The sequence below is a fragment of the Paracoccus sp. SY genome, from assembly GCF_002901215.1.
In the GTDB taxonomy this organism is placed as follows: domain Bacteria; phylum Pseudomonadota; class Alphaproteobacteria; order Rhodobacterales; family Rhodobacteraceae; genus Paracoccus; species Paracoccus acridae.
In genome coordinates this window covers 23,218-43,956 of record NZ_NWMQ01000023.1, presented here as the reverse complement: position 1 = coordinate 43,956, position 20,739 = coordinate 23,218, and the positions used below count along the sequence as shown (strand labels likewise).

The window sequence follows — 20,739 nt, the reverse complement described above, 5'->3', positions numbered from 1 at the left end:
GGCAACGAACGGCATGGCATATGACAGCTCAGACGGTCTGGATCGGCATCGGCTTTTTGGGGCAGGCGCTGTTCAGCGCACGCTTCATCATTCAGTGGCTGGCCAGCGAGCGGTCGCGTCGCAGCGTCGTACCCTTGGCTTTCTGGTGGTTCTCGCTGGCAGGTGGAGCGACCCTTCTCAGCTATGCGCTCTGGCGGGGTGATCCGGTCTTCGTGCTGGGACAAGGGCTGGGTCTTGTCGTCTATCTGCGCAACCTGATGCTGATCCGGCAGCATCGGCAGACGGCTGACGCATGAGGTCCGTCCTTTCGTTTACGCTGCTGTTTTCACTGACAGCCCTGACCTTGATCCTGCTGCGGCCCCTGATGCCGGTCGACGAGACCCGCTATTTTGCCGCCGCTTGGGAGATGCGGGTCGGCGGCTCAGCCTGGGTGCCGCATCTGAACGGCGCGCTTTATGGGCACAAACCGCCATTGCTGTTCTGGCTGATCAATCTGGTCTGGGCCTTGGGGGGCATTGCCGAGTTTCCGGCCCGGCTGATCGGACCGGCTTTTGCCGCTGCCTCGATCGCACTGACGGGGCTTCTGGCGCGGCGGCTTTGGCCGGACCAGCCTGACAGGGCCGGGGCGGCGGCACTGATCCTTGCGGTCTCACCTGTCTGGCTGCTGTTCGGCTCGACCACGATGTTCGATGCGTTGCTGACCTGCGCCACCCTGCTGGCCATGTTGTCCCTGTGGTCGGCGGCGCAGGGGCCCCGGCGCGGGGCTTGGGTGGCGCTTGGCGCAGCGGTGGCCTTTGGCGTTTATGCCAAAGGACCGGTGATCCTGCTGCACGTGCTGCCCGCGGCCTTCACCATGCCACTCTGGGCCGGTCCTGCGCGTCCGTCCGGGCCCGTCTTGGCCAAGGGTCTCGGGCTGGCGCTGCTGGTGGCGCTTCTGCTGGTGGGGCTGTGGCTGGTTCCCGCGCTGATCCTGGGAGGCGAGGAATACCGGACCGAGATCCTCTGGCGCCAGAGCGGCGGGCGGATGGTGGCCTCGTTCGCACACCAGAAGCCTTGGTGGTTCTTCCTGGCGCTGCTGCCCCTGATCATCTGGCCCTTCGGCTGGACTCGGCCGGGCCTCGCCATGCTGCGCCCGCGCCGTCTGCTTGCCGATCCGGGAACGCGGCTTCTCGCCTTGTGGGCGGGCGGCGCCCTGACGGCCTTCTCGCTCATCAGCGGCAAGCAGGCGCATTATCTGCTGCCCGAGATGCCCGCCTTGGCGCTGATGCTGGCGGGCGGGCTTCCCACGCGCAAATGGCGACGCCGCGACTTCTGGCTGGCGCTGCCGCTGCTTGCCGCGCTTGCGGCCTTCAGTGCCGCCGCAACCGGGCTGATCCCTGCGTTGAGGAAGCTGCACGACCCTCTGCCCTTGTGGTCCCTGGCCCTGGGCACCGCTTGCCTGCTTATTGGCATTGTGGGCTTCCTGCGGCTGCGGTCGGCGCCCGTCGCCCTGGCCGCGCTGCCCCTGACGCTGATGATCGGGCTTCACCTGGCGCTGAGCCCGCTTCTGTTCGCGCGCTATGACATGACGGCGCTTGGCCGGGCGGTTGGACCCTTTGACAGTGCGGGGATCGCCGTCACCGACGGCACCTATCACGCCCAACTGAACTTCGCGGGCCGGCTGCGCCATCCCGTCGCCCGGCTGGCAAGTCCCGAGGCTGTCGCAGCCTGGCGGCAGGCCCATCCCGATGGGCTGCTTCTGGATCAGAACGGCCTGTCGATCCCCGGCATGACACCCTTTGCTGCGCTGCCCTATCGCGGCGGCACATACATCCTTTACCGTTCAGAAGAGGTCGCGCCATGACGCCCGACGTTTCCGTTGTCCTTCCCGCCAAGGACGAGGCTGGCAACATTGTCCCACTTTTGTGCGGCATCGCGGCCGTTCTGCAAGATCACCCGCACGAGATCATCGTGGTTGACGACGCCTCGATCGACCGGACGCGGCAGGAACTGGCGGCGTTGCAGACCTCCTTGCCACAGCTGCGGGTGATCTGCCACGACCGGTCCTGCGGGCAGTCCGCCGCGATCCGCAGCGGCGTGTTGGCCGCCCGGGGCAAACTGATCGCCACCCTGGACGCCGACGGCCAGAACCCGCCTGAGAACCTGCCCGCCCTTCTGGCCCCCTTCCAGCAGGGCGTTCCCTTTCTGGGCCTTGTGCAGGGCCAGCGAGTCGGGCGGCGCGACCACTGGACGCGGCGCCTCGCCTCGCGTCTGGCAAACCGGATCCGTGCGAGGCTTCTGCGTGACGGAGTGCAAGACAGCGGCTGCGGGCTGAAGGCCTTCCCGCGCGAGGTTTATCTGGCTTTGCCCTTCTTCGACCACATTCACCGCTTCATGCCCGCCATGATCGCACGTGAAGGGCTGGAAGTCCTGACCATCCCCGTGACCCACGCACGCCGGGCCTTCGGCCGGTCAAAGTATAGCAACCTGCAGCGTGCCCTTGTGGGGATCGTCGATCTCCTGGGCGCAGCCTGGCTGATCCGCCGCCGCAGCCTGCCGCAAGTGCAAGAGCTTCCACGGGCGGCCCGGGACATGCGGGGTGCGGCATGACCGTCCTCATCACCGGAGCCGCAGGCTTCATCGGCTTTCACTTGGCCAGACGCCTGCTGGCCGAAGGCGCCGAAGTCCTCGGGCTTGACGACCACAACGCCTACTACGATCCCGCCCTGAAAGCCGCGCGCGAGGCGCAACTGATCGTCCACCCGAACTACCTGTCCCTCCGCGGCGGGATCGAGACGCCGGGCCTGCTGGCAGGGATCATGGCCAGGCATCGCCCGCGCGTGGTGGTTCACCTGGCAGCCCAAGCCGGCGTGCGCCATTCGATCGAGGCGCCAGGCAGCTATGCCTCGGCCAACCTCGCCGGCACATTCCAGGTCCTGGAAGCGGCACGGGCCTGTCCGCCCGATCATCTGCTGATGGCTTCCAGCAGTTCGGTCTACGGAGGCAGCGACCGGATGCCCTATCGAGAAACAGACCGCACAGACCAGCCGCTGTCCTTCTATGCTGCGACCAAGAAGGCGTCCGAGGCGATGGCCCACTCCTATGCTGCCCTCTATGGCCTGCCGATCACGATGCTGCGGTTCTTTACCGTCTACGGCCCTTGGGGGCGGCCCGACATGGCACCCTTCCTGTTCACCTCGGCCCTGTTCGAGGATCGCCCGATCCGGCTCTTCAACAACGGCCGGCTGCAGCGCGATTTCACCTATGTCGATGATCTGGTCGAGGCGATCCGCGCGCTGATCGACGTGGTCCCGCATCATCCCGCCATGCCTCTGCCGGGCGACAGCCTGTCGCCCGTGTCGCCGTTCCGCATCGTCAATATCGGCAACGGCAGGCCGGTGCCGCTGATGGATTTCATCAGGGCGTTGGAGGACGCCACCGGGCGCAAGGCGCGATTGCAGTTGCTGCCGATGCAGCCCGGCGATGTCGAGGCGACCTGGGCGGACACCACGCTTTTGCAGCGGTTGATCGGGCCGCGTCAGCAAACACCCATGTCCGTGGCGCTGCGGCGCCATGTCGACTGGTTTGCCAGCTACTACGCCGCATCCCTTCTCGAACCGCAGGACAAACAGGTTCTCCTGCATCATTAGGCCTGCCCCTGCAAGGTTTCCGCAAGCTTGGCCTGCTTGAAGGGTGACACCGAAACACTGCCAACGGAGACCTTCTTATGCGATTCACTCTGATCCCCGCCGCCACCCTGCTGATCGCTGCCGCCATGCCGGCCCTGGCCGAGAACCGTTGCACCGTCCCGGAAGCCGACTGGCGGCCGGTTGAGGAATTAAAGGCCGACCTGACCGCCAAGGGCTGGACCATCAGCAACGTCAAGACCGAGGACGGCTGCTACGAAGTCTATGGCAAGGACGAGAAGGGCAAGAAGGTCGAGATCTTCTTCGACCCCGCCACCTTCGAAGCAAAGGGCTCCGATGACTGACACGGTCCGGGTCTGGGACGGCTTCGTGCGGCTGTTCCACTGGTCGCTGGTCGCACTGATCGCCGGCACCTGGCTCACCGCCGACGGCCCGAAGCTGTGGCACGAACGGATGGGATATGCCATCGCTGGCCTGATCGCGGCTCGGCTGGTCTGGGGGTTCGTCGGCCCCTGCCACGCCCGCTTTGGCGACTTCGTGCGGGGACCGCGTGCTGTTCTGGCTTATCTGCGCGCGCTGCGCGCCGGTCACGAGCCCCGCTATCTGGGCCACAACCCGGCCGGAGGGGCGATGATCGTGGCGCTGCTGCTGGTCGTGTCCGGGACTGCCTTGACGGGCTGGCTGCAGACCACCGACGCTTTCTGGGGGTCGGACGTGATGGAGGAAGTCCACAAGGCCCTGGCGACGTTGATCCTGATCCTGGCCGCCCTGCATGTGGCGGGCGTGGTGGTGGAAAGCCTTCGCCATCGAGAGAACCTCGTCCTGTCGATGCTGACCGGCACCAAGCGGCCGCTGGCTGCCAAGGACCGCCCCTGAAGGCCAGAGGCCATCACGCCGCAGGAGACCCAGTTCCCGACGGAAAGCGCACCGTCACCGACGCCGTGCCGTCGACAATGGCGTAATCGACAGCAATCCCCTGCGCCTGCGCCACGCGGGTGACAATGGCAAGGCCAAGCCCCGCACCCTTTGAGCCGGCGGACTTGTCAAACATGCCGTGATGGAAGCTCGCCCCCGGCAGAACGGTATTGCTGACCGTCAGCACGGGACCGGGCGATAGGATCATGCGCGGGGTGCCATGGCCGTGGTCGGCTGCGTTGCGCAGCAGGTTGCGCAGGATCAGCGCAAGCGCATCGGGATCGACAGGAACCGACATCGTCTCCATCTCGCCGTCGTCGAACAGCACCAGCGTGCCCAGATCGGCCATCACCATCCGCACCACCCGCACGAGGTCGCACGGCCCGTGCCCTGCGGCCCCCGCCTCGGCCCGCGACAGGTGCAGCAGGCGGTCGATCAGGTGGCCCATGCGGTTCAAGGCGCCGGACAGGCGCTCGGCGGCCGCTTCATCGCTCAGCCCTGCCGCGATCAGTTGGGCCTGCCCCGACGCGGCCGCGACCGGGGTCCGAAGTTCGTGTGCGGCATTTGTGGCGAACTGCCGCTCGGCCTCGACCCTGGCGCGGATATCGTCCAGATAAACGTTCAGGGCCCGCGGGATCGGCGCCAGTTCAAGCGGCAGGTGATCTTCCTTGACGGGGGACAGATCCTGCGCCGACCGGCCGCGAAGTTCCCGGGCAAACCGCGTCGCAGGATGCAGGGCCGAGGCCACGGCCCTGCGCACGGCCACAAGCGTGGCCAGCAGGACCGGCAGCATCAGCACAACCAGCCAGGCCACGCTTTCCACAAGTTCATCGCGGCGCCATTCGTCGCTTTGCCCCACCTCGACGGAAAGGTCGCCCCAGATGGCGGACTGGCGATAAACGCGCCAGCCGGGAACATCATGGCCACCATCCTCGGCCACTGGCAGCCACGGCGCGCCCGAGATTTCCCTGCCGTCCTCGATGATGCGGATCATGCCCGCTGACCGCGCCATCGCATCAACATTGTCGGTGCGACGATGAAGATCGATTGTCAGCTGAGCCCAACCTTTCAGCGTCTCGTCCATCAGCTCCGACATCTCGTGGGCGATGACCAGGGCCGCAAGACCCACGCCCACAAGCCAACTGAGACTGGCACCCAGCACCACCCTGCGCACCAGCCTGCCACGCAAGGACCAGGGGCGGCTCACGGGATCAGGTATCCAAGGCCGCGCCGGGTCTGGATCGCGTCCGCGCCCAGCTTGGTGCGCAGGCGGGAAACATAGACCTCGACCGCATTGCCCTCGATCGCATTGTCGAAGGCATAAAGCCGTTCTTCCAGCACCTGCTTCGACAGCACGCGCCCGCGCGCCGACAGCAACGCGTCAAACAGCGCCCATTCGCGCGAGGTCAGGCGGATTTCGTTCCCGTCGCGGAACATCCGCGCGCCGGCCCGGTCCACTGTCAGCGCGCCGACCCTGCTCTCCGGTGCCGGATCGCCGGAGGCGCGGCGGGCAAGAGCGCGCAGCCGCGCTTCGACCTCAGCCAGATCATAAGGCTTGACCACGTAATCGTCGGCCCCTGCATCCAGTCCCGCGATGCGGTCAGAGATCCGGTCCCGCGCGGTGGCGATCAGCACCGGCACCCTGTTGCCACCCCGGCGCAGGTCGCGCAGCAGGTCCAGCCCCGAGCCGTCCGGCAGCGCCAGATCGAGCAGGATCGCGCCATGATCCGCCACGGCAATTGCGGTCCGCGCCGTTTCCAGGTCGGCGGCGTGATCCACGGCATGGCCCTGGGCGCGCAGGAAGCGCAGCAGCGCATCGGCGATATCGGCCTCATCCTCGACAAGCAGGACCCGCATGGGTGCCCCCTTCATGACGACATGCCAGACATGCCGGGAAGCGGCTCGCGGATCAACGCCAATCCGCATCGCAAAAACGTGAGGACAGGGTTGGTCATTGTAAGCTTGCTGCAAGGCTGGCCGGGTTGGTGGGGCTATAGAGCAACGAGGGGCCTGACCCAATGACCGCGTTTTCCCATCCCGTACCCACCGTGGCGTCCCATGCGGGTTGAGTTTCTGGAATGGCGTGACGCGGCCTGGCAGCCCGCTGCCGCGATGATCGAGGCGCATTTCTTGCAGACCCATGGCGCGGTGATCACCGTGCCCGATGTCCGGCTGGCCGTCGCGCGGTCCGCGACCGGTGTGATCCTGGGCGCTGCCGGGATGCGCGACGCCGCACGCGGGTTCTTTTCGCAGATCTATCTGGACGATCCCGTGGACCAGGTGCTGACCCGCCTGTCAGGCAGCCCCGTCGGCCCAGAGGAGGTGATCGAGGTCGTCTCGATGGCCTGCCCCCACCCCTCCGCCACGCTGCCCTTGATCGAGGCCGTCACGGCCGAAGGACGGGGTAGCGGCAAATGCTGGGGGCTGTTCACGGCGACCGGGCCGTTGATGCGGCTCTTGCGGAGAACAGGCGTGCCGCTGCTGCCGCTGACCCCTGCCCGCCCCGACCGGCTGCCCGACGCCGCCTGCTGGGGCCGCTACTACCATACCGATCCTTGGGTCTGCGCTCTGCAGGACAGCATGCAGCCCCTGCGCTTCATGCCCCGCCGGGGCCAACCCCTGACCGGAGCCCGGCCCGAATGACCCCGATCTTCCAAGCCCTGGCCTGCCACGCCCAGGACCGCCCCGATGCCATTGCCTTTCGCGACGGCGAGCGCAGCATGACCTGGGCGGACCTGGCCCGCGCCGTGTCCCGCGCCGCGGCGGGCTTTGCCGCCGGGCCGCGCTGCGTGGGTCTGGCCCTTGGCGGGCTAGACTATGTGATCGGCGATCTGGCGGCAACGCTAGCGGGGTGCCGGGTCGTGCCGGTGCCCGGCTTCTTCTCGGCCGGGCAGGTCGCGCATCTGCTGGCCGACTCGGGCGCGACATTGACCGACCGTCTGCCCGCCGGTGCGACGGGGCTGCCGCTCGCCTATGCAGGGGGGGCCACGCGGGTGATCTATACGTCGGGGACCACGGGCCGCCCCAGGGGCGTGGTTCTGGGCGACCGTCAGTTGATGGCATCGGCCTTGGGGCTTTCGCAGGCGATTGGCGCCGGGCCGGGCGACCGCTACCTGTCGGTGCTGCCCCAGGCGCAGCTTCTGGAACAAATCTGCGGCATCTTCCTGCCGATCCTCGCGGGGGCCGAGACGGTGCTGTGTCCCGAAGGCACTGCTTGCCTGTTTTCAGGCGACGGACGGGCACTGGCCCGCCGCGCCGTTGCCTGTGTTCCGACGGTAACAGTGCTGGCCCCGCGTCAGCTGACGCTGTGGGTCGCCGCGCTGCGCAAAGGCATCCCTGCCCCCCGCGGGCTGCGCTATGTCGCGGTGGGCGGTGCCCCTGTCTCTCCGGCGCTGCTCGCCGAGGCGCGTGCCCTGGGCCTTCCCGTGGCCGAGGGCTATGGCCTGTCCGAGGCCTGCTCGGTGGTGGCGCTGAGCCCTGCCGACGCGCCGGGGGGATCGGCCATGCAGTCCGTGCCTGGACTGGACCTGCGGATCGAGGACGGAGAGATCGTCGTGGACGGCCCGACCGTCATGGCGGGCTATCTGGGCCGGGCGCCGCAGGTCGGCCCATGGCGGACGGGCGATCTCGGCCGGATCGACGATGGGCGGCTGAGCGTGCTGGGCCGGCGTGACGCGATGATCTTGCGCGCATCGGGGCGCAACATCGCCCCCGAATGGGTCGAGGCCGCGGCCTTGGCCGATCCCGCCGTGCCTGCCGCAGCCCTGGTGCTGCTGCCCGATGACCGGTTGGTGCTGGTCCTAGCCTCCACCGCCGCGCCACGCATGGCCGATCTGGTCGCACGGCTGGCGGACCTTCCCGCCTATGCACGGCCCGATGCCCTGTTGATCGCCGATCCCCGCCATCCGGGGCTGATCCGCCCTTCTGGCACGGCGGACCGGCAGGTCGCGCTGCGATTGGCCAAGGTGAGGGGTGCGCTGATGCCCCTGCCTGCCCCGGAGGTCTCCGCATGAGCCGCAAGACGGTGCTCATCACAGGCGCGGGCACTGGCATCGGCCGGGCCCTGGCGGTCGAAGCCGACCGTCTTGGCCACCGCCTGATCCTGGTGGGCCGAAGACCCCAGCCCTTGGTCGAGCTGGCATCGGGGCTGCAACGGGCCAGCGTCCTGCCCGCGGACGTGACCACCCCGCGGGGTCGTGCCCTGATCGCGGCGTCTGTTGTCCAGACTGGCCTGGACATCCTGATCAACAACGCAGGGGTCGTGCCCTCGGGTGCTATCGGCACCACCATGGATGACGAGATAGCGGCGGCGCTCGCCTTGAACGTCGCAGCCCCCATCGCGCTGACCCGCGACCTGCTGGACAGCCTCATCGTCAGCCGGGGCCAGGTCGTCAACATGGGGTCGATCTTCGGGGATATCGCCTTTCCGTATTTCGCGACCTATTCCGCCTCGAAGTTCGCGCTTCGGGGGTTTTCGGACGCTCTGCGGCGCGAACTGGCTCCCCAAGGCGTAGGGGTCACCTATGTCGCCCCTCGTGCCACCCGCACGGACGCGGCGCAGGGCTTCGACCGACTGGTCGGCCCGATGGCCATGACGCTGGATGCGCCAGAGGCTGTCGCTGCCCATGCCTGGCGCGCCATCACCGCCCGCAAGCGCGAGCAGCTGCCTCCGACGCGCGAACGGCTGTTTGTCGCCCTGCAACGCCTCCGGCCCGCACTGATCGACCGGGCACTGATCCGCCTGGCGCGCGACCCGGCGGTGATCGCCGCCGCCAACGACCTTTCTTCCCGACCATGAGGACATTCATGACCTACAACATCCTGCGTTCCCGCGACTATTCAGACGGACTGACCGATCCCGGCCTTTTAGCCCAGATCCGCGACGACCTGACCCGCGATGGCTGGACGCTTCTGCGCGGCTTCCAGCCACAGATGGAGGATTTCTCGGACCTCGTCACCACGCTCTGCCGCCGCGTGACCTTCGATCCCGCCCGGAGCCACACGACCGAGACGACGCAGATGGTCGATGCGGGCCTGGGTCCGATCGGGTTGCATATCGAGAACGGCAACACGCCGCGCTGTCCCGATATCGTGACCTTCTTCGCCCAGACCGCGGCCTTCGAGGGATCGCAGACCACGATCTGCGACGGCCGCGAGGTCTGGGATCTGTTCGACGACGCGCAGAAGGCCCGCTGGTCTCAGCCGATGACGGTGGAACGGGTCCTGCCCGAGGTGCTTTGGAAGCGCTATCTGGCCAACGAACATCCCGCCATCTCGCATCCTGACGAGGTGACGATGGAGCATGTCCTGCAGTTCAAGGCCGCCGTTCCGGGCCAAGACTTCGAACTGCACGACGACGGCGCGCTGACCTATCGCCTGACGGTCAATCCTGTGCGTCCCTCGGCCCTGGGCGGAACGGATCGCGGCTTTGCCAACGCGGTCCTTGGCCCGTCCCACAATTATCAGCCGCCGCGCTATGCCATGGCCGATGGCAGCCCGGTCAGCGCCGACGAGATCGAGGAGATGCGCGCCCTGGCCGAGAAGGTGACGCACGAGATCAACTGGCAGGACGGCGACATCGCCATTCTGGACAACACCCGCGTGATGCATGGCCGCCGCGCCATCGCCGACGCCAACCGCAACCTGTTTATCGGCATGGGGATGATTTGAGATGACCGCGCACAAGACTCGCACCCTGACCCTCACGACGATTTTGACTGTGGCCCTGCTGGGCGCTGCTGCCCCTGGCGCTATGGCTGCGCCACAAGCCAGCGTGCCACCTTCGGGCCGGCTGACCTTTGACGTGATCCGCAACGGCCGCGACATCGGCGACTATGTCGTCAGCTTCCGCGGCAAGGGCAATGATCTGACCGTTAACTTCGCGACGGACGTGTCGGTCAAGGTGCCGGTGATCGGCGTCAGCGCCTATCGGTTCAAGCAGGACAGCACCGAAACCTGGCGCGGCGGCCGCCTGGCTGGTCTAACCTCGCGCACGGACGACAACGGCAAACGCCACGACATCTCGGTCGGGACTACATCGCTGATCCCCGCCAGTCTGTGGAACGCCGACCTGCTCCACTCCGGGCAGGTGCTGAACACCATCGACGGCAGCACCGACGCCATCCGCGTGCGAAAGCTGGGCGCCGAGGCCGTTTCAACCGGTCAGGGTCAGGTCAGCGCCGATCATTATGCCGTACGCGGCGGACTGGATCGCGACCTGTGGTATGAAGGCGCAAAGCTGGTCCACGTCCGCTTCACCGCCGAGGACGGGTCGCAGGTAGATTACGTCCTGCGCTAGGTGTCACGGGAAGTCGGTCGGAAACGCGCCTGCAGTGTCGGGCGCACCGTTCCCGACCTCTCCGCGTTAGGTTGTCCGCATCACGGCGTGGGCCGCCAGGCCATCCTAAGCCCATCGCGGTCACCTGAACACCCGAGACCCGCCGCCCCGGACTGAAAACCAAACTGATTTAGAAATGGATAAAGAGGGGACATTTGGGGCTCCGAACCTAACGCTTGGACAGGCTCTCATAAGAGGTCATTTCAAAACCACGTTGTCAGCGCTCGAAAGCAGATGATGGCGCAGGCCAAGATGGTGAAGGCGAGGTGAATGTCGGCCCTGCGCTCGTATCTGACGGCGAGGCGCCGGAATTTGGAGAGCCAGGCGAATGTGCGCTCGACGACCCAGCGATGCTTTCCGAGATGACTGCTGCTCTCAATGCCCTTCCTGGCAATGCGATGCTTGATGCCGCGTTTGGTGCAAGCCTTGCGACAGCGGGGATAGTCATACCCCTTGTCGGCATGCAGCTTGCCGGGCCGATGGCGCGGCCTGCCACGCTTGCCATGAATGGGAGGAATGGCGTCGAGCAGCGGATCGAGCATCCTGCTGTCATGGACGTTTGCGCCGCTGAGGCGCACCGTCAGGGGAATGCCTCGCCTGTCGGTGACGATGTGGCGCTTCGTGCCAGGGCGCCCGCGATCGGTGGGGTTGGGGCCGGTGACTTCGCCCCCCTTTTCGCCGCGATGGACGCGCTGTCCATGCAGGCCCGGGTCCAGTCGAGATGACCGGCGCGATGCAGCTGGCGCAGCAAGACCTGATGCAGCTGATCCCAGACACCGGCCAACTGCCAATCCCTGAGCCTTCGCCAACAGGTCACGCCCGAGCCGCAGCCCAGCTCTGCGGGCAACATCCGCCAGGGGATGCCGCTCTGCAGGACAAACATGATCCCGGCCAGAGCGGCCCGGTCGCAGACCCGAGGCCGCCCGCCTTTCGCGGACCGAGACGTGGATGGCAACAAAGGTTCGATCACGGCCCAAAGGCCGTCAGAGACAAGCATGGCAGACATAAACCGCTACTCTAACAGGACGAATCCGCCTGCAAGTGGTTTTGAAACGCCCTCTAAGTCGCCAGGCAGTTTTAAAGGAGGCGACTCGCTCCGAGGTGGGCTTATGCAGTTGCTAGGTCCGACCGACCGGTGATCAGGTTGGTCTTCTATCCTCTCTACTCCCCCTGAAACCTGTCTCGCAGCAGGTGCTTCTCGATCTCCAGGACCACCAGCGACAGCACGCCGATGACGATGATGACGATCCCGTCCAGCAGCGTCAGGGGACGGGATTCGAAGATCCGGTTCATGACCGGCAGATAGGTGAAGGCCAGTTGCCCGACCACGACCACGGCGATGGCACCCAGCACCGGGCCGGTGCCCTTGACGCCCGTCAGCGTGAACGAGGTCATGTGCAGATAGCGGATGTTGAACAGATAGAAGATCTCCAGCACCACCAGCGTGTTGACAACCATCGTGCGCGCCACCTCGATGTCGCGGCCCTGGCCCAGGGTCCAGAAGAACACGGCCAGCGAAATCGCCATAAAGATCACCGATACCAGGATGATGCGCCATACCGTGAAGGGGGTCAGAAGCCCGGCCCCCGACTTGCGTGGCCTGCGCGCCATCACCCCCGGTTCGGACGGCTCGAAGGCCAGAACCAGGCCCAGCGTCGCGGCCAGAAGCAGGTTCACCCACAGGATCTGCACGGGCGTCATTGGCAGGGCGAAGTTCAGAAGGATCGCCATGATCACCGTCAGCGCCTCGCCGCCATTGGTGGGCAGGGTCCAGGCGATGACCTTGCGGATGTTGTCGTGAACGGTGCGACCTTCATGGACCGCCGCCACGATGGACGCGAAGTTGTCGTCCATCAGCACGATCTCGGCCGCTTCCTTGGCGGCCTCGGTGCCCTTGATGCCCATGGCGATGCCGACATCGGCCTGCTTCAGGGAGGGCGCGTCGTTCACCCCGTCACCGGTCATCGCGACGACATTACCGCGCGATTGCAGGGCGCGGACGATGCGCAGCTTGTGTTCGGGGCTGGTGCGGGCAAAGACCTGGGTTCGGGCGACGGCATCGGCAAAACCGCTGTCGGGGATTGCGTCCAGATCCTTGCCGGTCAACACCTGCGGGTCGGGCGCAAGGCCAAGCTGGCGTGCGATGGCGGTGGCAGTTTCGGCATGGTCGCCGGTGATCATCCGCACGTCGATGCCTGCGCGGTGACACTCGGCAATGGCCGCGACCGCCTCTGGCCGTGGCGGGTCGATGAAGCCGGTGAGGCCCAGGAAGGTCAGCCCGCTCTCGACATCGGGAAAGTCGATCCTGGTGGTGCCGTCGGGCATGGGCTTCGTCGCGTAACCCAGCACGCGTTCGCCCTCGCGCCCGGTTTCGGCGATGCGGTCGGACCAATAGGTGTGATCCAGCACCTGCGTTCCCGCCTCCGAGGCCTGCCGGGCGCACATCGCCATGATCCGTTCCGGCGCGCCCTTGACCAGCATCACCCGCCCCTGCCCTGGCATATCGTGCAGCGTCGCCATGAAGCGATGCTGGGCATCAAAGGGAATGGCGTCCAGCCGCCTGGCGGCGCGCTCGGTCGCTGGGTCGAGGCCCGCCTTCATCGCGGCGGCAATCAACGCGCCCTCCATCGGGTCGCCCTCGACCTTCCAGGTGCCAGGGTTCAGTTCGGCGTCGTTGCACAAAAGCCCGGCCCGCAGCAGCCCGCGCGCAGTGGGTTCAGGGGTGAAGTCATGGCCGGTCGGGTCATAGCCGGCGCCCTGGACCACGCTCACGCCATCGGCTGTCACCACACGCCCCACGGTCATCTCGTTCCGGGTCAGGGTGCCGGTCTTGTCGGAGCAGATGATCGAGGTCGCACCCAGTGTTTCCACCGCGGGCAGCCGACGGATCACCGCGCGACGGGCGGCCATGCGCTGCACGCCGATGGCCAGCGTGATGGTGATGACGGCGGGCAGGCCTTCGGGGACCAGGCCCACAGCAAGCGCCACGACCGCCATCAGCGCGTCGTCCCAGGCATAGCCGCGCAGCGAGACCGCAAAGGCAAAGATCAGCGCCGCGCCCACGAAGGCCAACAGTGTGAAGCGATGAGCGAATGCGTTGATCTGGCGCAGCAGCGGTGTGGTCAGGGGCTCGACCTCGTGCAGCAGGGTGCTGATGCGGCCGATCTGGGTCCGGGTGCCGGTGGCAGTGACGGCGCCGCTGCCCTGGCCCGCCGAGACAAGCGTGCCGGAAAACGCCATGGGGCGCCGGTCGCCCAGGGCTGCCCCGGCCGCGACCGGATCGACGCCCTTGGTCGACGCCACGGATTCCCCTGTCAGGATCGCCTCATCCACCAGGAGGTTGCGGGCAGAGATCAGGCGCAGGTCGGCGGGCACGCGGTCGCCCGCCTCGATCAGCACCACGTCGCCGGGCACGAGGTCTGCCATGCCGACGCTGATCCGCCGCCCGTCGCGCAAGACGCTGGCTTGGGGCGCGATCATGTCGCGTATGGCGTTCAGCGCGCTTTCGGCCTTGCCTTCCTGCAGGAAGCCCACGATCGCGTTAACGATCACCACGGCCAGGATCACGCCGGCATCGACATAATGACCCAGGGCTGCTGCAGCCCCTGCCCCCGCCAGCATGAAATAGATCAGCGCATTGTTGAACTGCGCCAGCAACCGCAGGATCGCTGGTCGCGGCTTTGCTCCGGGCAGGCTGTTGGGGCCGTGGCGAGACAGTCGGGCGGCAGCCTCGGATGAGGACAGTCCGGTGGCGGTGGCGTCCAGGGCGGTCAGGACTTCGGAAGCAGGACGGGCGTAGGCGTCGGCAAGGTCGCTGGGGTTCGTCATCGGGTAATCGTTGTTCCTTGCAGGGGCTATGCGGATCCGGGGCCGGGCGTCGGGATGCAGCTCCACATAGCCTGCCGTGACAGTCCGATGGACGGCAGCGGTCCGTTACGGCTTGTGGATCAGGCAGCCTTGCGGATTGCCGGCGCTGCGTCGCGCATGGCGCGGGCAAATCGGTTGCCTTCTTCCTGGACCACGTCCAGCAGCTTGCTGGCATAGTCAGTCTGGAGGGCGGCTGCGTCCATGGGCAGGGTAACTTGGGCCATGTTGCGCAAGCATTCGGCCCGAAGCTCTGCCATTCGTGCCATCGTCAGAAGCGCTTCCCGCCATAGCAGTTCTTGCATCCGTATCGGCCAGAGAAGAACGTCGGGCAGGGTTAATCCCGGAACATCCGGCAGGGCGGCCGTTTCCGGCTTCGCATTCTTGTCGTCCTTCATGTCCGTGATCCTGTCTGATGAAATCTGGATGGTAAGGCCATGGTCCGGCATCAAACCTTGATTCAGGTCAAGATTACCCGATGCTGGACCCGGTAAGGATAACCCGCAAATCCCTGAACCACCAAGGACCGAGATGCCCGACCAGACCGCCTTCCTTGCGCCGCCTGCGATGATGCCCCCGGCCGACCAGGACGCGACGTTGGGCCTTGCCGCGTTCCAGGCGATGGACCGGATGCGAGAGGCGCTTGGCGGTCACCTGACGGGTGGCATCTCGCCGGGGTCGCTGGCGCTTGCCGGCTTTGACTGGGCGTTCCACCTGGCCCAGGCCCCAGGCAAGCGGGCCGAGCTTTTGTGGAAGGCGGGCCGCAAGACTAGCCGGCTGATGACCTGGCTTCTGTCCTCGGCCATGGACCCGAAGACGCCGCCTGCGATCCGTCCCCTGCCGGGTGACGCCCGCTTTCGCCACGAGGGCTGGCAGCAGCTGCCCTTTGCCGCCTTGGCCCAGGCCTTTCTGCTGGGACAGCAATGGCTGCACAACGTCACCCGCGAGGTGCCGGGTGTGATGAAGCACCACGAGGATGTGGTGTCCTTTGTCGCAAAGCAGTGGCTGGATGTGTTCTCGCCCTCGAACAATCCCCTGACCAACCCCGAGGTGCTGGCCCGCACCTGGCAGACCGGCGGCATGAACCTGTGGCAGGGGTGGCAGAACTGGGCCGAGGATGCCCTGCGGCTGATGAACCACCAGCCGCCCCCGGGGGCCGAGGCGTTCCGCCCCGGCGAGACGGTGGCGGTGACGCCCGGCACCGTCGTCTTCCGCAACCATCTGATCGAGTTGATCCAGTATGCGCCCTCGACCGGGCAGGTTCGGCCCGAGCCGGTGCTGATCGTGCCCGCCTGGATCATGAAATACTACATCCTGGATTTGTCGCCGGAGAACTCGCTGATCCGCTGGCTAGTGGCTCAGGGCTTCACGGTTTTCGCGATTTCGTGGCGCAATCCGGGACCTGAAGATCGCGACCTAACGCTGGAGGATTACCGCCGCCTGGGCGTGTTGGCCGCTCTTGATGCCGTGGAAGCCATCGTACCAGGGGCACGGGTTCATGCCACCGGCTATTGCCTGGGTGGCACGCTGCTGTCGATCGCGGCGGCCGTGATGGGGGCTGCGGCAGGGGGCCGGCTGGCGTCCCTGACGCTGTTTGCCGCACAGGTCGATTTCACCGAACCCGGAGAACTGGCGCTGTTCATCGACCCCAGCCAGATGCACTTCCTCGACAGCATGATGTGGAACCGGGGTTATCTGTCGGACGACCAGATGGCGGGGGCGTTCCAGCTTCTGCGGTCGAACGACCTGGTCTGGTCGCGGGTGATCCATGACTATCTGATGGGGCAACGCCGCCCGATGTCCGACCTGATGGCGTGGAATGCCGACAGCACCCGGATGCCCTGGCGGATGCATTCGGAATACCTGCAGCGCCTCTATCTGGACAACGAACTGGCCGCCGGACGCTTCATGGTGGACGGCCGTCCCGCCGCGCTGCAGAACATCCGCATCCCCGTCTTTGCTGTGGGCACCGAACGCGATCACGTCGCGCCCTGGACCTCGGTCTACAAGTTCCACCAGTTCACAGACACGGACGTGACCTTCGTACTGACCTCGGGCGGGCACAACGCCGGGATCGTCAGCCCCCCGGGCCACCCTCGGCGTCATTACCGCATCGGGACGCGGCCTGATGACGGCGCGCTGATCTCGGCCCCTGACTGGCAGGCTGCGCATGATCCGGTCGAAGGATCCTGGTGGCCCGCCTGGGGCGACTGGCTTGCCGCGCAATCAGGGCCGCTGGACGCACCGCCCGCCTTGGGTGCGCCCGACAAGGGCCTTCCGCCGCTGGCGGACGCGCCGGGCAGCTATGTTTTCCAACGATAAGAGGACCGCGTGACCGAAGCCCTCAAGAACCATACCTTTGCCAGCTTGCGGATCGGTGACGAAGCCTCGCTGACGCGCACGGTCGGGGTCAACGACATCTCGATGGTGGCGGCGCTGTCGGGTGATGTGAGCCCTTCCAGCCTTGAGCCGGTCTTCGCGGGCGCTTCGCGCGGCCACAGCGCCGCCCATGGCAGCTGGACGGCAGCGATGGTGGCGGCGGTTCTGGGCACGCGCCTGCCAGGGCCGGGGACGATCCAGCTGGAGCAGAGCTTCCGTTTCCTGGTCCCCGCCATGCCCGGCGACACGGTGACCGCGACTGTCCGCGTGAGGGAAAAGCACGACGCCGACCGGGTGGTGCGGCTGGAGGCCTTCTGCACCAACCAGCGGGGAGAGCGGGTGCTGGAAGGCTCCGCCACGGTCATCGCCCCCGAAACCGACATGACCCTGCCCGCCGTGCCCGCGCCGCAGGCCGTGCTGCTGCCCGCCAGCCGCTACACCCCCTTCATCGACGAAGCGCGATCCCTCCCCCCGATCCGCGCGGCCATCGTCCACCCCTGTTCGCGCGCTGCGATCCTGGGCGCGATTGAGGTCCGCGACGAGGGCCTGCTGGAGCCGCTGCTGATCGGCCCCGAGGTCAGGATCCGCGCCGCAGCCGCCGAGGCAGGCGTGTCGCTTGATGGCATGGACATCGAAGGTACGGAACACAGCCATGCCGCAGCCGCGCGGGCCGTGGAACTGGCGGCCTCCCGCCGGGTCGAGGTTCTGGTCAAGGGCAGCCTGCATTCCGATGAACTGCTGGGTGCGGTGGTGGCGCGGGATTCCGGGCTGCGCACAGCGCGGCGGATCAGCCACGCCTATGTCATGGACGTGCCCGCCTATGGCAAGCCGGTGATCGTGACGGACGCCGCGATCAACATCGCGCCCACCCTGGACCACAAACGCGATATCGCCCAGAACGCCATTGATCTGATGCACCTGCTGGGCGTGGACCTGCCGCGTCTGGCGGTTCTGGCCGCTGCGGAAACGGTCAATGCCGCCATGCCCGCCACCCTGGATGCCGCAGCCCTGACCGTGATGGCGGCACGCGGCCAGATCACCGGCGGGTTGGTCGATGGCCCGCTGGCCTTCGACAACGCCATCAGCCCCGAAGCGGCGCAGACCAAGGGCATCACGTCGGCTGTGGCGGGACAGGCCGACATCCTGCTGGTCCCCGATCTGGAGGCCGGGAACATGTTGGCCAAGCAGCTGATCTATTTCGCGGGCGCCACAGCCGCAGGCCTGGTCCTGGGCGCGCGGGTGCCGATCGTGCTGACCAGCAGGGCAGATCCCCTGTCCGCGCGCATCGCCTCGGCCGCGCTTGCCAAGCTGATCGTGACCCGCAATGCCGCCCGGGGGGTGCGGACATGACCGACACGATCCTGACCTTCAATGCCGGCTCCTCGACCGTGAAGCTGGGCATCCATGCGATTGCCGGCAACCGCAGCCGCCCCCTGGCCCGCGCCGTCATCGACTTTCGCGACGACCCGCTGGAGGTGCGGCTGACACGGGACGGGCAGCTGCTGACCCACCCGCTTGCAGGCGCGGACATCGGCGACATGACCGCGATCCTGGGCACGGCGCTTGACTGGATCGGAACGCAGGTGGACCTTTCGGCCCTTGCGGTGATCGGGCATCGGGTGGTCCATGGCGGTGACCAGTTCGCGGGCCCTGCCATCATCGACGCCACGACCTTGGCGCAGATGGAAAGCCTGTCGCGGCTGGCGCCCCTGCACCAGCCGCAAAGCCTGCGCCTGATCCGCGCCGCGCGGGCGCTGTATCCCGATCTGACGCAGACCACATCCTTCGACACCGCCTTCCACGCCACGCATGATCCTCTGGCCCGGCGCCTTGCCATCCCCCGCGCACTGCACGACCAAGGGATCCGCCGCTATGGTTTCCACGGGCTGTCCTATCGCCATATCGCGGATGCCCTGAACAGGACCGACCTGCCTGCGGATGCCCGGGTGGTTGCCGCGCATCTGGGCAGCGGGGCCAGCCTTTGCGCCATGCAGGGCGGCATCAGCCGCGACAGTTCGATGGGTTTTTCAACGCTGGACGGCATCCCCATGGCGACCCGTTGCGGCGCCCTGGATCCGGGCGTGCTGCTGCATCTTCTGGGACCGATGGGCTGGACGCTGGATCGGGTGGAAAGGATGCTTTATCATGAAAGCGGGCTGTTGGGCGTGTCAGGCATCGACGCCGACAGCCGCGAGCTTCTGGACAGCGACCGTCCCGAGGCCGCCGAGGCGATCGGCCTGTTCTGCCTGCGCATCGCGGGCGAGGGCGCGCGCCTGGCCGCCACCTTGGGGGGGATCGACGCCCTGGTCTTCACCGCCGGGATCGGCGAACACCAGCCCCGCATCCGGGCCATGGTCGCGGAGCGGCTCGCCTGGCTTGGGCTGGTTCTGGATGACCACGCGAACGCGGCCAATGCCCCCTGCATCAGCAGCAGCGACAGCCGCGTCGCTGCATTCGTCATTCCCGCCGACGAGGAGCGCGTGATCGCCGAGGAAGCCTTGGGCCTGCTTGGGAAACCTGCCATCCGTTGACCTGCGTCCAGGTGGGAACTGCCCTTCCGGGGCGACCTTGACATCCGATGACCTGAAAGGAACGTGCCATGACCGACATTCGCTTCGACTTCTCGGGCCGCACGGCGATCGTGACCGGCGCCGCCTCGGGCCTGGGGCGCGAGATCGCCCTTGAGCTTGGAGCCTCGGGCGCGCTTGTGATCGTCAGCGACCTTCACGACGACTCCTGCCGCCGCGTGGTGGACGAGATCGCCGCAGCCGGGGGCAAGGCCAAGGCCTTTGCCGCCGATGTCACCGACGAGGACACCATGCACGCGATGGCGTCGTTCGCGGAAAAGGACTGCGGCGGGCTGCACATGGCGGTGAACAATGCAGGCATCGGTGGACCGTCTATGCTGACCGGAGATTATCCGTCGCAGGACTGGCGCCGCGTGATCGACATCAACCTGAACGGCGTCTTCTACGGCATGCGGTGGCAGATCCCCGCCATGCTGCGCACGGGAGGCGGGTCCATCGTCAACATGTCCTCGATCCTGGGGTCGGTTGGTTTTGCCAATTCCGCGCCCTATGTCGCGGCCAAGCACGGGCTTCTGGGACTGACCAAGACCGCGGCCATGGAGTATGCGCAACAGGGCATCCGCGTGAATGCCGTGGGTCCGGCCTTCATCGACACGCCCTTGTTGTCGGCCAATCTGTCGGCCGAAGTCATGGAAGGCTTGGCCGCCCTGCATCCGATGGGCCGCATCGGCAAACCTGCTGAGGTGTCGGCCCTGACCTGTTTCCTGCTGTCGAACCGCGCCAGCTTCATCACCGGAAGCTATCACCTCGTGGATGGCGGCTATACCGCGCCGTAGTCGATCACCTCACAGGCAAGCACAATCTGTCCGACATGCGGCGGCTTGACACCCAGGAAGTCAGCGCCGCCATGCGTCATACTGCACTGTTTGCCAAACAACCTTCAGCCTTTGCAGATCGTCGACGCAGTACGGGTGTTATGGAATTCTGAGGAAAAGTCTCTCGCTGGCCGCCGGAGTTCCCAATCATGCGCTACTATACCCCCCGCTGCTTCGACGCAGGCAGCCTTGCGTTTGATTCCACAGTCCGTGCA

At 66.7% G+C, this 20,739-nt stretch carries 20 protein-coding genes; 15 read left to right on the top strand and 5 right to left on the bottom strand.

Going from position 1 to position 20,739, the window contains the following annotated elements:
- Window positions 1-20 precede the first annotated feature (20 nt).
- From CK944_RS15290 to CK944_RS15265, 6 genes are all read left to right on the top strand, one after another.
- Complete coding sequence (locus CK944_RS15290; protein ID WP_103173934.1) at window positions 21-296, top strand: lipid-A-disaccharide synthase N-terminal domain-containing protein; 276 nt, start codon at window positions 21-23, stop codon at window positions 294-296.
- Window positions 293-1,843 carry a glycosyltransferase family 39 protein gene (locus CK944_RS15285; protein ID WP_103173933.1) on the top strand — a complete coding sequence of 517 codons (1,551 nt, stop codon included), beginning with the start codon at window positions 293-295 and terminating at the stop codon, window positions 1,841-1,843. The genes CK944_RS15290 and CK944_RS15285 overlap by 4 nt, the downstream gene beginning before the upstream one ends.
- Window positions 1,840-2,589 (top strand): glycosyltransferase family 2 protein, encoded by a 750-nt coding sequence (locus tag CK944_RS15280; RefSeq protein ID WP_103173932.1) that lies wholly within the window; start codon window positions 1,840-1,842, stop codon window positions 2,587-2,589. The genes CK944_RS15285 and CK944_RS15280 overlap by 4 nt, the downstream gene beginning before the upstream one ends.
- A complete protein-coding gene (locus CK944_RS15275) occupies window positions 2,586-3,629 on the top strand; it encodes an NAD-dependent epimerase/dehydratase family protein (protein ID WP_103173931.1) in 1,044 nt (347 codons plus the stop codon). Before CK944_RS15280 ends, CK944_RS15275 begins: the two co-directional genes overlap by 4 nt.
- A gap of 77 nt (window positions 3,630-3,706) precedes the next feature.
- Window positions 3,707-3,970 carry a PepSY domain-containing protein gene (locus CK944_RS15270; protein ID WP_103173930.1) on the top strand — a complete coding sequence of 88 codons (264 nt, stop codon included), beginning with the start codon at window positions 3,707-3,709 and terminating at the stop codon, window positions 3,968-3,970.
- A complete protein-coding gene (locus tag CK944_RS15265) occupies window positions 3,963-4,502 on the top strand; it encodes a cytochrome b/b6 domain-containing protein (RefSeq protein WP_103173929.1) in 540 nt (179 codons plus the stop codon). The genes CK944_RS15270 and CK944_RS15265 overlap by 8 nt, the downstream gene beginning before the upstream one ends.
- A 13-nt stretch (window positions 4,503-4,515) precedes the next feature.
- On the opposite strand, the gene CK944_RS15260 is transcribed toward CK944_RS15265, so the two are convergent.
- A complete protein-coding gene (locus CK944_RS15260; RefSeq protein ID WP_146038678.1) occupies window positions 4,516-5,748 on the bottom strand; it encodes a HAMP domain-containing sensor histidine kinase in 1,233 nt (410 codons plus the stop codon).
- Complete coding sequence (locus CK944_RS15255; protein ID WP_103173927.1) at window positions 5,745-6,398, bottom strand: response regulator transcription factor; 654 nt, start codon at window positions 6,396-6,398, stop codon at window positions 5,745-5,747. Before CK944_RS15255 ends, CK944_RS15260 begins: the two co-directional genes overlap by 4 nt.
- Window positions 6,399-6,599: 201 nt before the next feature.
- Between CK944_RS15255 and CK944_RS15250 the strand changes: the two genes are divergently transcribed.
- Genes CK944_RS15250 through CK944_RS15230 form a run of 5 tightly spaced genes read left to right on the top strand, consistent with a single transcriptional unit; the run spans window position 6,600 to window position 10,839 of the window.
- Window positions 6,600-7,184, top strand: a complete 585-nt coding sequence (locus tag CK944_RS15250) for a thermostable hemolysin (protein ID WP_103173926.1) — start codon at window positions 6,600-6,602, stop codon at window positions 7,182-7,184.
- Window positions 7,181-8,554 (top strand): class I adenylate-forming enzyme family protein, encoded by a 1,374-nt coding sequence (locus tag CK944_RS15245; protein WP_103173925.1) that lies wholly within the window; start codon window positions 7,181-7,183, stop codon window positions 8,552-8,554. Before CK944_RS15250 ends, CK944_RS15245 begins: the two co-directional genes overlap by 4 nt.
- Window positions 8,551-9,339 (top strand): SDR family oxidoreductase, encoded by a 789-nt coding sequence (locus tag CK944_RS15240; RefSeq protein WP_103173924.1) that lies wholly within the window; start codon window positions 8,551-8,553, stop codon window positions 9,337-9,339. Before CK944_RS15245 ends, CK944_RS15240 begins: the two co-directional genes overlap by 4 nt.
- Window positions 9,340-9,347: 8 nt before the next feature.
- Complete coding sequence (locus CK944_RS15235; protein WP_158248018.1) at window positions 9,348-10,211, top strand: TauD/TfdA family dioxygenase; 864 nt, start codon at window positions 9,348-9,350, stop codon at window positions 10,209-10,211.
- Between the two features lies 1 nt (window position 10,212).
- Window positions 10,213-10,839 carry a DUF6134 family protein gene (locus CK944_RS15230; RefSeq protein WP_103173922.1) on the top strand — a complete coding sequence of 209 codons (627 nt, stop codon included), beginning with the start codon at window positions 10,213-10,215 and terminating at the stop codon, window positions 10,837-10,839.
- Between the two features lie 242 nt (window positions 10,840-11,081).
- Here the strand turns inward: CK944_RS15230 and CK944_RS15225 are convergent.
- The 3 genes from CK944_RS15225 to CK944_RS15215 all read right to left on the bottom strand — a co-directional run bounded on the left by CK944_RS15225 (window position 11,082) and on the right by CK944_RS15215 (window position 15,140).
- Window positions 11,082-11,884 (bottom strand): IS5 family transposase gene (locus CK944_RS15225; protein WP_103173921.1). Its coding sequence is split into 2 segments (ribosomal slippage): window positions 11,082-11,554 and window positions 11,554-11,884, totalling 804 coding nucleotides; the frame shifts between segments, so codons are not numbered across the junction.
- A 155-nt stretch (window positions 11,885-12,039) separates the two neighbouring features.
- Complete coding sequence (locus tag CK944_RS15220; RefSeq protein ID WP_103173920.1) at window positions 12,040-14,706, bottom strand: cation-transporting P-type ATPase; 2,667 nt, start codon at window positions 14,704-14,706, stop codon at window positions 12,040-12,042.
- A 119-nt stretch (window positions 14,707-14,825) separates the two neighbouring features.
- On the bottom strand, window positions 14,826-15,140 hold the full coding sequence (locus tag CK944_RS15215) for a hypothetical protein (RefSeq protein WP_103173919.1): 315 nt from the start codon (window positions 15,138-15,140) through the stop codon (window positions 14,826-14,828).
- Window positions 15,141-15,273: 133 nt separating this feature from the next.
- Between CK944_RS15215 and CK944_RS15210 the strand changes: the two genes are divergently transcribed.
- The 4 genes from CK944_RS15210 (at window position 15,274) to CK944_RS15195 (ending at window position 20,485) form a co-directional block, all read left to right on the top strand.
- Window positions 15,274-17,064 (top strand): alpha/beta hydrolase, encoded by a 1,791-nt coding sequence (locus CK944_RS15210; protein WP_103173918.1) that lies wholly within the window; start codon window positions 15,274-15,276, stop codon window positions 17,062-17,064.
- Between the two features lie 9 nt (window positions 17,065-17,073).
- Complete coding sequence (locus tag CK944_RS15205; protein WP_103173917.1) at window positions 17,074-18,471, top strand: bifunctional enoyl-CoA hydratase/phosphate acetyltransferase; 1,398 nt, start codon at window positions 17,074-17,076, stop codon at window positions 18,469-18,471.
- Window positions 18,468-19,652 (top strand): acetate/propionate family kinase, encoded by a 1,185-nt coding sequence (locus CK944_RS15200; protein ID WP_103173916.1) that lies wholly within the window; start codon window positions 18,468-18,470, stop codon window positions 19,650-19,652. Before CK944_RS15205 ends, CK944_RS15200 begins: the two co-directional genes overlap by 4 nt.
- A gap of 68 nt (window positions 19,653-19,720) precedes the next feature.
- Window positions 19,721-20,485: an SDR family NAD(P)-dependent oxidoreductase gene (locus tag CK944_RS15195; RefSeq protein WP_239986091.1), complete on the top strand. Its 765-nt coding sequence runs from the start codon at window positions 19,721-19,723 to the stop codon at window positions 20,483-20,485.
- Window positions 20,486-20,739: the final 254 nt, after the last annotated feature.

Excerpts from the sequence above, each read along its gene's own strand:
- CK944_RS15265 (WP_103173929.1), top strand. The coding sequence starts at position 3,963 with ATGACTGACACGGTCCGGGTCTGGGACGGCTTCGTGCGGCTGTTCCAC.
- CK944_RS15215 (WP_103173919.1), bottom strand. The coding sequence starts at position 15,140 with ATGAAGGACGACAAGAATGCGAAGCCGGAAACGGCCGCCCTGCCGGAT.
- CK944_RS15230 (WP_103173922.1), top strand. The coding sequence starts at position 10,213 with ATGACCGCGCACAAGACTCGCACCCTGACCCTCACGACGATTTTGACT.
- CK944_RS15210 (WP_103173918.1), top strand. The coding sequence starts at position 15,274 with ATGCCCGACCAGACCGCCTTCCTTGCGCCGCCTGCGATGATGCCCCCG.
- CK944_RS15195 (WP_239986091.1), top strand. The coding sequence starts at position 19,721 with ATGACCGACATTCGCTTCGACTTCTCGGGCCGCACGGCGATCGTGACC.
- CK944_RS15220 (WP_103173920.1), bottom strand. The coding sequence starts at position 14,706 with ATGACGAACCCCAGCGACCTTGCCGACGCCTACGCCCGTCCTGCTTCC.
- CK944_RS15250 (WP_103173926.1), top strand. The coding sequence starts at position 6,600 with ATGCGGGTTGAGTTTCTGGAATGGCGTGACGCGGCCTGGCAGCCCGCT.
- CK944_RS15275 (WP_103173931.1), top strand. The coding sequence starts at position 2,586 with ATGACCGTCCTCATCACCGGAGCCGCAGGCTTCATCGGCTTTCACTTG.
- CK944_RS15280 (WP_103173932.1), top strand. The coding sequence starts at position 1,840 with ATGACGCCCGACGTTTCCGTTGTCCTTCCCGCCAAGGACGAGGCTGGC.
- CK944_RS15240 (WP_103173924.1), top strand. The coding sequence starts at position 8,551 with ATGAGCCGCAAGACGGTGCTCATCACAGGCGCGGGCACTGGCATCGGC.
- CK944_RS15255 (WP_103173927.1), bottom strand. The coding sequence starts at position 6,398 with ATGCGGGTCCTGCTTGTCGAGGATGAGGCCGATATCGCCGATGCGCTG.
- CK944_RS15245 (WP_103173925.1), top strand. The coding sequence starts at position 7,181 with ATGACCCCGATCTTCCAAGCCCTGGCCTGCCACGCCCAGGACCGCCCC.
- CK944_RS15270 (WP_103173930.1), top strand. The coding sequence starts at position 3,707 with ATGCGATTCACTCTGATCCCCGCCGCCACCCTGCTGATCGCTGCCGCC.
- CK944_RS15290 (WP_103173934.1), top strand. The coding sequence starts at position 21 with ATGACAGCTCAGACGGTCTGGATCGGCATCGGCTTTTTGGGGCAGGCG.
- CK944_RS15235 (WP_158248018.1), top strand. The coding sequence starts at position 9,348 with ATGACCTACAACATCCTGCGTTCCCGCGACTATTCAGACGGACTGACC.
- CK944_RS15200 (WP_103173916.1), top strand. The coding sequence starts at position 18,468 with ATGACCGACACGATCCTGACCTTCAATGCCGGCTCCTCGACCGTGAAG.
- CK944_RS15285 (WP_103173933.1), top strand. The coding sequence starts at position 293 with ATGAGGTCCGTCCTTTCGTTTACGCTGCTGTTTTCACTGACAGCCCTG.